Origin of the sequence: Eubacterium sp. BIOML-A2 (genome assembly GCF_009680135.1) — a bacterium.
In the GTDB taxonomy this organism is placed as follows: Bacteria; Bacillota; Clostridia; order Lachnospirales; family Lachnospiraceae; genus Faecalicatena; species Faecalicatena contortus_B.
The window spans coordinates 170,919-182,336 of record NZ_WKZK01000001.1 but is presented as its reverse complement, the minus strand read 5'-3'; the positions used below and the strand labels follow the sequence as shown (position 1 = coordinate 182,336).

Annotated in this window: 10 protein-coding genes and 7 tRNA genes; 16 read left to right on the top strand and 1 reads right to left on the bottom strand. The window is 44.7% G+C overall.

The window, feature by feature from the left end:
- The first annotated feature begins 130 nt into the window (after positions 1-130).
- The 9 genes from GKG43_RS00760 to GKG43_RS00720 all read left to right on the top strand — a co-directional run bounded on the left by GKG43_RS00760 (position 131) and on the right by GKG43_RS00720 (position 3,174).
- A tRNA-Asp gene (locus GKG43_RS00760) sits at positions 131-204 on the top strand.
- 51 nt (positions 205-255) lie between these two features.
- Positions 256-328, top strand: a tRNA-Val gene (locus GKG43_RS00755).
- Between the two features lie 12 nt (positions 329-340).
- A tRNA-Tyr gene (locus GKG43_RS00750) sits at positions 341-422 on the top strand.
- 125 nt (positions 423-547) lie between these two features.
- Positions 548-620, top strand: a tRNA-Thr gene (locus tag GKG43_RS00745).
- Positions 621-652: 32 nt separating this feature from the next.
- Positions 653-726: transfer RNA gene (locus GKG43_RS00740), tRNA-Met, on the top strand.
- Between the two features lie 21 nt (positions 727-747).
- Positions 748-820: transfer RNA gene (locus GKG43_RS00735), tRNA-Phe, on the top strand.
- A gap of 33 nt (positions 821-853) precedes the next feature.
- A tRNA-Lys gene (locus tag GKG43_RS00730) sits at positions 854-926 on the top strand.
- Positions 927-1,157: 231 nt separating this feature from the next.
- Positions 1,158-2,588 (top strand): aminotransferase class I/II-fold pyridoxal phosphate-dependent enzyme, encoded by a 1,431-nt coding sequence (locus tag GKG43_RS00725; RefSeq protein ID WP_055151134.1) that lies wholly within the window; start codon positions 1,158-1,160, stop codon positions 2,586-2,588.
- Entirely contained in the window at positions 2,581-3,174 is a 594-nt protein-coding gene (locus GKG43_RS00720) for a guanylate kinase (RefSeq protein ID WP_055151131.1), read from the top strand. Before GKG43_RS00725 ends, GKG43_RS00720 begins: the two co-directional genes overlap by 8 nt.
- A 28-nt stretch (positions 3,175-3,202) precedes the next feature.
- Here the strand turns inward: GKG43_RS00720 and GKG43_RS22850 are convergent, their stop codons facing one another.
- A complete protein-coding gene (locus GKG43_RS22850) occupies positions 3,203-3,358 on the bottom strand; it encodes a hypothetical protein (RefSeq protein WP_025653901.1) in 156 nt (51 codons plus the stop codon).
- A gap of 602 nt (positions 3,359-3,960) precedes the next feature.
- Here GKG43_RS22850 and GKG43_RS00715 point away from each other — a divergent pair.
- The 7 genes from GKG43_RS00715 (at position 3,961) to GKG43_RS00685 (ending at position 11,413) form a co-directional block, all read left to right on the top strand.
- Complete coding sequence (locus GKG43_RS00715; RefSeq protein ID WP_050639247.1) at positions 3,961-4,956, top strand: DNA polymerase III subunit delta' C-terminal domain-containing protein; 996 nt, start codon at positions 3,961-3,963, stop codon at positions 4,954-4,956.
- Positions 4,957-4,960: 4 nt separating this feature from the next.
- Positions 4,961-5,866, top strand: a complete 906-nt coding sequence (locus tag GKG43_RS00710; protein WP_050639248.1) for a stage 0 sporulation family protein — start codon at positions 4,961-4,963, stop codon at positions 5,864-5,866.
- Positions 5,856-6,551, top strand: a complete 696-nt coding sequence (locus GKG43_RS00705; protein ID WP_050639249.1) for a tRNA1(Val) (adenine(37)-N6)-methyltransferase — start codon at positions 5,856-5,858, stop codon at positions 6,549-6,551. Before GKG43_RS00710 ends, GKG43_RS00705 begins: the two co-directional genes overlap by 11 nt.
- Before the next feature lie 76 nt (positions 6,552-6,627).
- Positions 6,628-7,473, top strand: coding sequence for a 16S rRNA (cytidine(1402)-2'-O)-methyltransferase (rsmI, locus tag GKG43_RS00700; RefSeq protein WP_050639250.1), 846 nt, complete (start codon positions 6,628-6,630; stop codon positions 7,471-7,473).
- Between the two features lie 807 nt (positions 7,474-8,280).
- The gene (locus GKG43_RS00695; RefSeq protein WP_129878327.1) at positions 8,281-9,438 is read left to right on the top strand and encodes a pyridoxal phosphate-dependent aminotransferase; all 1,158 of its coding nucleotides are present in this window, start codon (positions 8,281-8,283) and stop codon (positions 9,436-9,438) included.
- A gap of 19 nt (positions 9,439-9,457) precedes the next feature.
- Positions 9,458-10,633 carry a M20 family metallo-hydrolase gene (locus GKG43_RS00690; RefSeq protein ID WP_129878325.1) on the top strand — a complete coding sequence of 392 codons (1,176 nt, stop codon included), beginning with the start codon at positions 9,458-9,460 and terminating at the stop codon, positions 10,631-10,633.
- Positions 10,634-10,648: 15 nt separating this feature from the next.
- Complete coding sequence (locus GKG43_RS00685; protein WP_129878323.1) at positions 10,649-11,413, top strand: aspartate/glutamate racemase family protein; 765 nt, start codon at positions 10,649-10,651, stop codon at positions 11,411-11,413.
- The last annotated feature ends 5 nt before the right edge of the window (positions 11,414-11,418 follow it).

Below are 11,418 nucleotides of genomic sequence, written 5' to 3'. Positions count from 1 at the left end.
CAGAGGTGGAAGTATGGCAACATATGGAGCTGACTGTTACTAATAGGTCGAGGGCATAACCAAGCAAGGTGATAGGAAATGGATGGATTTAATTCTTTGTATGCAGCTTTGAAGATACATATCTTCATATGGCCCAGTGGCTCAGTTGGTTAGAGCGCCGCCCTGTCACGGCGGAGGTCGAGAGTTCGAGTCTCTTCTGGGTCGTTGCTTATTTACCGTATAGGCTTTTAATTTGGTAAATAGCATTAATTTTGTGGGATCTTAGCTCAGCTGGGAGAGCATCTGCCTTACAAGCAGAGGGTCATAGGTTCGAGCCCTATAGGTCCCACTTAACAAGAATGGATGGATTCCCGAGTGGCCAAAGGGGGCAGACTGTAAATCTGTTGGCGACGCCTTCGAAGGTTCGAATCCTTCTCCATCCACTTGAGAAGTAATTCTCATAAGCCGTAAGGTGAGTGCTGATGTGGCTCAATTCATTAAGATTGACTATGTCAATCGCAGGCAGAGTTCTGATTACAAATCAGTTGCTCTGAGAGGATGTAATTATGCCGATGTGGCTCAATTGGCAGAGCAGCTGATTTGTAATCAGCAGGTTATCGGTTCGAGTCCGATCATCGGCTTTATCTCATTAGAGATAAGAAAAATTTAATAGCGCGGGGTGGAGCAGTCTGGAAGCTCGTCGGGCTCATAACCCGAAGGTCGTAGGTTCAAATCCTGCCCCCGCAACTCAGACTTTTTAAGTCTAATGCCCAGATAGCTCAGTTGGTAGAGCAGAGGACTGAAAATCCTCGTGTCGCTGGTTCGATTCCGGCTCTGGGCATTTTCTTTGCCAAAAAGAAAGACAACTTAATAGGGGCGTGTAGCTCAGGTGGTAGAGCACTTGACTTTTAATCAAGTTGTCCGGGGTTCGAATCCCCGCACGCTCATTCAAAAAAATGCCGCAAATCCTTAAAATACAGAGGGTTTGCGGTATTTTAGTTTTTATGCAGATTGTAATTATCCACAATCTGCGGGCGCGCATTGGTTTCATTCTCCCAAGACAGCTAAAAAGATTGTGGTTATCCCTTATTTTATGGTACCATATAAGAGGGTTATTGGACGGAAAAATTAGACGTAGAAATGGAATTTACGGCGTTAGCCGGAGTATAGGAGTATGAATGGACAATTTATATAAAAAATTGCGGGAATACAGCCGTTCTGATTATTATGGATTTCATATGCCGGGGCACAAGCGGAAAGGAATCCTGACAGGTTGTGATCTGCCGTATTCAATCGATATTACAGAGATAGAAGGATTTGATGATCTGCACCATGCAAGAGGTATTTTAAAGGAGGCAGAAGAGCGTGCTGCTGCATTGTACCATTCTTTAGAGACACATTACCTGATTAATGGCAGTACAACAGGGATCTTGAGCGCTGTAATGGGGTGTACGGCAAAAGGGGACAGAATCTTAATGGCGAGAAACTGCCACAAATCAGTTTACCATGCAGTTTTAATGCATGAACTGAGACCAGTATATATTTACCCGCAATTTTATACAGATATGGAATTAAACGGACCTGTTAAATCAGAGGATGTAGAAAATGCCTTGGATAAGTATGTGGATATCAAGGCGGTGGTAATTACGTCTCCAACATATGACGGAGTTGTATCGGATATAAAATCTATTGCGGCTGTGGTTCACAGGAAGGGGATTCCTTTGATTGTCGATGAGGCTCATGGAGCCCATCTGGGGTTTCATCCATATTTTCCGAAAAATTCAGTATCCCTTGGGGCCGATGTGGTTATACACAGCCTTCATAAAACTCTTCCTGCACTGACACAGACAGCCTTAATCCATATCAATGAAAATAAGAATTTAAAAGAAAATCTGGATATCAGTGGGGAGATCACGCAGTATCTGCATATGCTGCAGACGAGCAGTCCTTCCTATGTACTGATGGCAGGTATAGATGTATGCGTTGAGATGATGTCCTATGAAGGGCATACGTATCTTGATAAATATGCAGTGTTATTAAAGCAGTCACGTGAATTGATGCGAAAATTAAATTGTTTGAAACTACTTGAAACAGAAGTATATGATAAATCTAAGATAGTGATTTCAGTAAAAGGGACTGGTATAACGGGACGGCAGCTCTATATGACTCTTTTGGAGCGATACCATCTGCAGCTGGAGATGGCGGCCGGGTCTTATGTGATTGCCATGACTTCGATGGGAGACACAAAAGAGGGCATGAAGCGCCTCACAGATGCGCTGCTGGAAATTGATGCGGGCCTGTCAGCTGAAAAAGGGGTGTCTGCAGATTTTGCACTTCCTCCGCTTAGGCAGATATATACGAGTGCAGAGACAAAAGAAGCTGTGGGAAGAGGAAGCGGCCGTAGAACCCAAAGCCTGGAATGGGGAAAATCTGTTGGTAGAGTTTCATCAGAATATGCTTATATTTATCCTCCTGGGATTCCGTTAATTGTTCCCGGGGAAGAGATTTCTGAAGAAGCAGCCGCTTTACTTGAAAAATACCGGAATCTGGGATTTTCTGTGGAAGGTTTGAAAGAAGAAGGAAAAATTGAGGTGTTGATCAATGGGTAAGATATGTTACATTATGGGAAAAAGTTCCTCCGGAAAAGATACTATTTTTAAAAAATTGAAGGAGATACTGCCTCAGTTCAGAACGATTATTCTATATACGACAAGGCCGATCCGGGCAGGGGAAACGGATGGGGTGGAGTATTATTTCACTGATGAGGCAAAGCTGGAAAGTCTGGAGAAGCAGGGGGCTGTCATTGAGATGAGAGCCTATCATACAAAATGCGGCGTATGGAAGTATTTTACGGCAGACGACGGGCAGATAGATCTGGAAAAATATGACTATATTGTCATTGGGACGCTGCAGTCTTATGAGGAAATGCGCCTGTATTTTGGGAAGGACAGGCTGGTACCTGTTTATATAGAAGTGGAGGACGGGGAAAGGCTCTCAAGGGCGCTTATGAGAGAGCAGCAGCAAAGTGAGCCTAAGTATTCCGAGATGTGCAGACGGTTTCTGGCAGACCAGGAAGATTTTTCAGAAGAAAACCTGGAAAATGCAGGAATTATAAGGCGGTTTCAAAATAATAATATGGAAGAATGTATTCAGGAAATACAGATGTATCTGGAGAGAGAGATGGATGAGGGATAGTTTATTTATACAAAGAGGGAGAAACAGATTACTCTGCTTCTCCCTCTGCTACTATATCCTCGAGTACACGAATCAGGTCGTGAATGTTCTTTAATTGGACATTTCTTTCGAGTATACAGTCTTTCAAGTTGATCGGTAATGATTCAAACTTGTCCCGGAGTTCCGGTGCTATATAAGATGCCATATTCTCACCTCAGTATAGGATGTCCGGATCGGAGATAAATTATGAGTGAAAAATAGAAAAAAGAGTGATGATTCAAAAAACATTTCATGCCCTATTTGGGACAAAACAGCAGTCAGGCGGAGGGAAATCACCTTTCCCTTTATTTTTTTGATTTTGGGGCGTTTTAAGGACATTGAAAAGTGTTTTACGGACTCACTGTGCTGAAAGTTGTTTCTTAAAAAATAATTCGATAATAAATTAATTGACTGTGATAGGGTAGTGATAGTTACTGTTCAGACCGTGCCGTGCACCTCGCTGCACGGCATCGGAGCCGATGAAGTGATGGTCTCGGGGCATCTGCCCTTCGCCGTAGGCGACTTTAAATGGGCAGATGCCGTTACTGTGCACACCCATAGGGTGTGAACAGTAACCAGTGATAAATTCTCGAAGAAATCCCGTATTTATGGGCTATATCTTCATGAAAATTTATGATATACTTAATGAGTAGTTCACAACTTTGTAAGAAACCTATTGTACAATAAACGTAACTGTTCATACTTTGAACAAGTACAGTAACCAGATGGTAACTTACAAAGGAATACGGAGAGGCAGCAGGTGATGTAATGAGCGGTTTTAAGGATGTAGTCGGACACAAAAATATTATACAATATATAGGCAATGCAGTGAAGACGGACAAGGTCTCACATGCATATATAATGAATGGGGAAAAAGGGGCAGGCAAGAAGCTGCTTGCTAATTTATTTGCGATGAGCCTGCAGTGCCGGAACCGGGAGGAAGACGGAGATGCCTGCGGCAAATGCCAGTCCTGCAAACAGGCGCTGAATCAGAATCAGCCGGATATCATTAAGGTTACGCATGAGAAACCCAATACGATCAGCATCGACGATATCCGTGAACAGGTAAATAATGATATTGTGATCAAACCATACAGCAGCAGATATAAGATTTATATTATAGCAGATGCGGATATGATGAGCGTACAGGCCCAGAACGCGATTCTTAAGACGATTGAAGAGCCGCCGGAATATGCGGTTATTATGCTGCTTACGGAGAATGCGGAGACGCTGCTTCCCACAATCAGGTCCAGATGTGTGATGCTCAAGCTGCGGAATATTAAGGACCAGCTTGTGAAAAAGTATTTGATGGAACAGATGCAGGTGCCGGATTATAAAGCGGATGTCTGTGTGGCGTTTGCTCAGGGCAATATGGGAAAGGCCATTATGCTGGCCACTTCGGAACATTTTAACGAGATTAAGGAAGAAGCGGTTCATTTGCTGAGAAATATCAATGATTTGGATTTGAATGAACTGATCGAGGCAGTGAAGAGATGCATGTCTTATAAGCTGGAGATCACGGATTACATGGATGTGATCGCAGTATGGTACAGGGATGTGCTTATTTATAAGGCAACCAGAAATGTGGACAGGGTTGTATTTTCGGATCAGCTGAAGTATATTAAAGAACGGGCGAGCAAGAGTTCTTATGAGGGAATCGAGATTATTCTGGATGCACTGGAAAAGGCAAAGTCCCGCCTGAAGGCGAATGTAAACTTTGAATTGACTATGGAATTGCTTTTATTGACAATAAAGGAGAATTAACGGGATGACGAAAGTAATAGGTGTGAGATTCCGCACTGCAGGAAAGATATACTTCTTTGCACCGGGGAAGTTTGATATCACACAGGGTGACAATGTAATTGTTGAGACAGCGAGAGGCGTAGAATACGGGCGTGTTGTAAGCGGACCAAAAGAGGTGAAGGACGAGGAAGTTGTGCAGCCGCTGAAGTCGGTGATCCGTGTGGCTACTGAGCAGGACCGCAAAGTAGAGGAGAAGAACCGTGAGAAGGAAAAAGATGCCTTTAAGATATGTCTGGAGAAGATCCGCAAGCACGGCCTGGATATGAAACTGATTGATGCTGAATATACATTTGACAATAATAAAGTGCTGTTTTATTTTACGGCGGATGGCAGGATCGATTTCAGGGAGCTGGTAAAGGATCTGGCAGCAGTATTCAGAACCAGGATCGAACTCCGTCAAATCGGTGTGAGGGATGAGACAAAGATCCGCGGAGGAATCGGCATATGCGGGAGACCTTTGTGTTGCAATACTTATTTATCTGAATTTGCTGCAGTTTCTATCAAGATGGCGAAGGAGCAGAATCTGTCCCTGAATCCGACGAAGATATCGGGCGTTTGCGGCCGTTTGATGTGCTGCCTGACCAACGAGGAAGAGACATACGAGGAGCTGAACAGCCAGCTTCCTACTTTGGGAGATACCGTTACAACGCCGGAGGGGCTTTCAGGAACGGTTCACTCACTGAGCGTACTGCGGAAGCTTGTAAAGGTTATAGTGGTGCTGGAAAACGATGAAAAAGAGATACGGGAATACAGAGCGGAGGAACTGAAGTTCAGGCCGCGGCGTAAAAAGGCAAAGGTGTCCAAGGAAGAGATGAAGAAGCTGGCCGCGCTGGAAAAAGGTGAAGGAGCATCGAAGTTAGATGACAACTAAGTTAAGACCGGGAGAGAGGCTGGATGATCTCCAGCTGGACGGATATGAGATTATTCAGAATCCGGAGAGGTTCTGTTTTGGGATCGATGCCGTTCTGCTCTCCGATTTTGTAAGAGTAAAAAAAGAGGAGACGGTTCTGGATTTGGGGACTGGGACGGGTATCCTGCCCATTCTCCTCGCGGCAAAGACGCAGGGAAAGCATTTTACGGGGCTGGAGATACAGGCGGAAAGCGCAGATATGGCGGTGCGAAGTGTGGAGCACAACCGGCTGGGAGACCGGATTGATATTGTAACAGGAGATATCAAAGAGGCAGCGGAGATATTTCGGCCTGCCTTTTTTGATGTTATCGTGACAAACCCCCCGTATATGCTGGCGGAGCACGGACTTCAGAATCCCGGGGATGCCAAAGCCATTGCCAGGCATGAGGTGCTCTGTACGCTGGATGATATACTGCGGGAGAGCGGGAAGCTGCTGCAGGAGAGCAAAGGTAGATTTTATATGATTCACAAACCGTTTCGTCTTGCAGAGATTATTATCAAGATGAATCAGTATAAGATCGAACCGAAGCGTATCCAGTTTATCCACCCGTATGTGGATAAAGAGCCGACGATGGTTCTGATTGAAGGAATCAAGGGCGGAAAGTCCAGGGTAAAAATCGAACCTCCTGTTATTATGTACAAATAGATGTAACCGTTCAGACTTGCCCGAACGGTTACCAATAGACAGCGGGTGGGATATCTGTGGCTGATAAGGAGGAGTTATGTCAGGAATATTATACTTATGCGCTACCCCGATCGGAAATCTTGAGGATATGACGTTTCGGGTGATCCGGACTCTGAAGGAGGCGGATCTGATCGCGGCGGAAGATACACGCAATAGTATCAGACTGCTGAATCATTTTGAGATCCGGACTCCTATGACTAGCTACCATGAATATAATAAGTTTGAGAAGGGCCGAAAACTTGTGGAAAAGCTGCTGGACGGCCAGAATATTGCGCTGATTACAGATGCGGGAACACCCGGGATCTCAGATCCGGGAGAGGAACTTGTCCGGATGTGCTGCGAAGCAGGGATAACAGTGACCTCTCTTCCGGGTGCGTCGGCTTGCATTACGGCGCTGACAATATCCGGTCTGTCTACCAGGAGGTTTGCTTTTGAAGCTTTTCTTCCCACGGACAAGAAGGAGAGGGAGTGGGTGCTGGAAGAACTGGAGGGAGAGTTTCGGACGATTATTTTGTATGAGGCGCCGCACAGGCTTGTGAAGACGCTGAAGCTTCTTCTGGAGCGTCTGGGGAACAGACGGATTACCGTCTGCAGAGAGCTGACGAAAAAGTATGAGACTGCATTTACTACGACCCTTGAGGAGGCTGCTTTGTATTATGGGGAGCATGAGCCAAAGGGGGAATGTGTGCTTGTGGTTGAGGGCCGCAGCCGCAGTGAGGCTGTCCGTGAAGAACAGGAAAAATGGGAAGAGATGAGCATTGAGGCACATATGGAATATTATACTTCCCGGGGAATGGCAAAAAAAGAGGCTATGAAGACGGTAGCAAAAGACCGTGGAGTTCAGAAACGGGAGATTTACAATTATTTGGAACGTCAGAAATAATCATATTGTTAAGAATTAGTCAACATAGACAGAGAGATTAAAAATTTCCACCTGAATTTTAGAAAATTGTAACATTGACGATTTGGGAAGGAAAGTATAGAATAAATTACAAGTTCAAGAAAACCAGGCAGACAAAGGCGTCGCATTTAGAGGCGGCCCTTTTTCTTTTAAGATCTCCGGACAGGACATTTTGGACAGACATCGGGTAAGACAGCAGGACAGACATCAGGTACAGACATCAGTTAAGGCATCTTGAAGAGACATCGGATCAGGCATCCATGCAGAGCATGACAGGAGTTCCGGAATATACAGCATCAGACTTGGATTGAACTATGTTAGGGCGTATTACATTTTATGTAATGCGCCTTTTCATTTACAGATTTATTGGGGAAAATAGAATAGCTGAGGAAAAAGAAAAAAGGGTATGGCCCTTTTTTTTGTCCGTTTTTACGAAGATAAGGCTGTTTAGTAAATATTTCAGGCTCTCTCTTTTATAAAACTTAAAAAACGCAAGCTAAAATAAGAAGAAATAAAAAAAGTTCGTCAAGATAAACATATTAAAAGTCTTAAATAGTATAAATAATGGTAAAAATTCACTAATAAAATTTGGTGAATGATAAAAATTAGTATAAAAATATAATTAAAACGAAATAAAACAGATAATAAATGTTGAATATGCACAATTGCAATGCTATAATGTTAAAAAATGAAATCGCGATTCATTATATGAAATGCAAGTCCTGCATTTTACACTTATTACCTAAAAATGAGATGGTGTTTCACAATGCGGGACAAAGGAGGAATCATATGGAAATATCCAGAAATACGCAAGGTATAAAACCATCCTCCATACGGAAGATGTTTAATAAAGCATTGCTGTATGATAATGTAATTAGTTTTACATTGGGGGAGCCGGATTTTACAGCTTCCGAAAATGTGGTAGATGCCGGATGCCGGGCCATCCGGCAGGGATATACAAAATATTCCGCAAATGCAGGGCTGCTTCCGCTTAGAAAAGCGATTGGTGAAGCCCTAAATAAAGAGACTGGGCAGAACTATGATGCGGATCGTGAGATTACGGTAACAGTAGGGGCCATGGGGGCTTTGTATCTTTCACTGAAGGTACTCATCAATCCGGGGGATGAGGTCATTATATGTGAGCCTTACTGGACGAATTATGTACAGCAGGTAAAGATGTGTGATGGGGTTCCTGTATTCGTTATATGCAGAGAAGAGAATAACTTTATGCTGGATGTTAATGATCTGGAGAAGGCGATTACGGAGAAGACCAAAGCGGTCATATTAAATTCCCCTTCCAATCCGACCGGAGGAGTGCTTGATATGCAGAGCCTGGAAGCAATTGCACAGACAGCCAAAAAGCACGGGCTTGCGGTGATCTCGGATGAGGTATACAAAACCATTGTTTATGATGGAACGAAAGCTCCCTCCATTGCATCCGTGGAAGGAATGAAAGAACGTACCATTGTGATTAACAGTTTCTCAAAAGGGTATGCCATGACAGGGTGGAGAGTGGGATATGCCGCAGGACCGGAAGAGGTGATAAGCAATATCACGAAACTGCAGGAAAATGTGGCGGCATGCGCAGCTATGCCCAGCCAGTATGCGGCCCTGGAAGCTTTGAACGGCCCGCAGGATTACAAGGAATATATGGTGGGGAAGTATAAGGAAAGGCGCGATGTGATGGTGGCAAGGCTGAATGCAATTCCCGGCATATCCTGCAGGGCGCCAAAAGGTACCTTCTATGCGTTTGTGAATATCAGGAATCTTCCTTTGACATCAGAAGAGTTTGCAGACAGGCTTTTAGAAGAAAAACAGGTGGTGGTAGTTCCGGGAACTGCTTTTGGCGAAGGCGGAGAAGGATATATCAGGCTGTCTTATGCAACTTCTCTGGAAGCGATTGAAAGAGGCATGGATTTAATCGAAGAATTTGTAAAAACCCTTTAACAGCCGGGAGGTAACCTGAATGGACATTAATGGCGACAGGCTCCTCAGGGAGCTCACAGAACTTGGGAATATAGGATATAAAGAGGGCGTTGGAACCAGCCGAATGGCATACTCCGAAACATTCAACCAGGGTCGGGATTATGTGAAGCAGCTGATGGAAAGTACCGGGATGTCAGCAAGGGTTGATGAAGTCGGTAATCTTACCGGTGTGCTGAAAGGGGAAACCGAAAAAATTATATCCATAGGCTCCCATATTGATACAGTACCGGGAGGCGGAATCTATGATGGAGCCCTGGGCGTTCTGGCCGGGATTGAAGCAGTAAGGGCATTAAAATCAGCCGGATACCGCAGCAGACACAGCATAGAAGTGATTGCATTTACCGAGGAAGAGGGGAATGTGGTTGGCGGCACATTTGGAAGTAAGGCGTTCACCGGACAGCCGCAGGAAACAGATTCGCTGCAAAAGGCAGTCGGGTACAATATTACGGAAACGGATATCCTAAATGCCAGGCGGAATCCGGAAGATTACAGATGCTATCTGGAATTACATATTGAACAGGGAGGTCGGCTGGAGCAAGAGCAGATACCCATTGGGATTGTACAGGGCATCGTAGGGATTGCCCGATACAGGGTGACTGTTGCAGGTAAAACCAATCATGCCGGCAGTACTCCGATGAATCTGCGCGATGATGCTCTGGTAAAAGCAGCCCCGATGATTACGGGAATGATGGATATCGCCCGGGATATAAACTCCGATATGACATGCACCATAGGGCAAATCCGGGTGGAACCCGGCGCAGTCAATGTAATCCCCGGGCTGGCGGAATTTATGATTGAACTGAGATGTATGGATACGCAGGATATCAATAAAGCCATCCATAGATTTGAATCAGAGTTTCAGAGTGAGGGTATTACAATTGAAAACTTTCTGTGGCAGGAAGCCACAAACATGGATGGAGAATTGATGAATGTTTTTCAAAAGTGCTGCCTTGGAAGAAAAACAAACTTCTGCCATATGCCAAGTGGTGCGGGGCATGATGGGATAAACATGGCATTATTCACACCTTCAGCAATGATCTTTATCCCGAGTATGGGCGGAATCAGCCATAATATCAGGGAAGAAAGCAGGCCGGAAGATATCATAAAAGGAAGTAATATACTGCTGGATGCGATTCAAATGATTGACCGGCAGTAATGAGGGAGATGCAGTATGAAAATAAAACTGATCAATCCAAATACGACAGCTGCTATGACTCAGAGCATTCAAAGCTGCGCAGAAAAGTATGTGCGCAAAGATACTGAAATATATGCGGTCAACCCAACTGTCGGTGTAAACAGTATTGAGTGTTATGTAGACGAATACCTGGCTATCCCCGGAGTATTGCGGGAAGTCCAGAAAGGGGAGCAGGAAGGGGCCGATGCGTATGTAATTGCATGCTTTGGAGATCCCGGCCTTCAGGCAGCAAGGGAAATCACGGACAAACCGGTGGTAGGAATTGCAGAATCTGCCATTGCCGCTGCCAAAGTAATTGCGCCGTATTTTTCAATTGTATCTGTTCTGGATCGTTCGATTAAGGTGACTGAGGATGTGGTTGTCAATTATGGAGCAGAAAAATTCTGCAGATCCATCCGCTCCACCGGACTCAGTGTTCTGGAATTTGGAGAAAACCCACAAAGAGGACTGGATGCGCTTCTGCATCAGAGCAGACTTGCAGTGAGTGAGGATAAGGCGGAGTGTATTCTTCTTGGATGTGCAGGGTTTGTTGATTTTGTAGAAAAGATAAAGAAAGAACTGGGGGTTCCGGTGCTAGACGGGGTTATGCCGGCCGTAAAATTTGCAGAGGCATTTGTGGAAATGGGGCTCTGCACCAGCAAAGCAAATACATGGAGTTATCCCGAGAAGAAAGAATATGCAGGTTATGATCTTGAAACGGTAACGTGGATGCCAGAGAAACCGATGATATGTGGTAAATAGGAGGA

Excerpts from the sequence above, each read along its gene's own strand:
- GKG43_RS00710 (WP_050639248.1), top strand. The coding sequence starts at position 4,961 with ATGACGAAAGTAATAGGTGTGAGATTCCGCACTGCAGGAAAGATATAC.
- GKG43_RS22850 (WP_025653901.1), bottom strand. The coding sequence starts at position 3,358 with ATGGCATCTTATATAGCACCGGAACTCCGGGACAAGTTTGAATCATTA.
- GKG43_RS00705 (WP_050639249.1), top strand. The coding sequence starts at position 5,856 with ATGACAACTAAGTTAAGACCGGGAGAGAGGCTGGATGATCTCCAGCTG.
- rsmI (WP_050639250.1), top strand. The coding sequence starts at position 6,628 with ATGTCAGGAATATTATACTTATGCGCTACCCCGATCGGAAATCTTGAG.
- GKG43_RS00690 (WP_129878325.1), top strand. The coding sequence starts at position 9,458 with ATGGACATTAATGGCGACAGGCTCCTCAGGGAGCTCACAGAACTTGGG.
- GKG43_RS00715 (WP_050639247.1), top strand. The coding sequence starts at position 3,961 with ATGAGCGGTTTTAAGGATGTAGTCGGACACAAAAATATTATACAATAT.
- GKG43_RS00685 (WP_129878323.1), top strand. The coding sequence starts at position 10,649 with ATGAAAATAAAACTGATCAATCCAAATACGACAGCTGCTATGACTCAG.
- GKG43_RS00695 (WP_129878327.1), top strand. The coding sequence starts at position 8,281 with ATGGAAATATCCAGAAATACGCAAGGTATAAAACCATCCTCCATACGG.
- GKG43_RS00720 (WP_055151131.1), top strand. The coding sequence starts at position 2,581 with ATGGGTAAGATATGTTACATTATGGGAAAAAGTTCCTCCGGAAAAGAT.
- GKG43_RS00725 (WP_055151134.1), top strand. The coding sequence starts at position 1,158 with ATGGACAATTTATATAAAAAATTGCGGGAATACAGCCGTTCTGATTAT.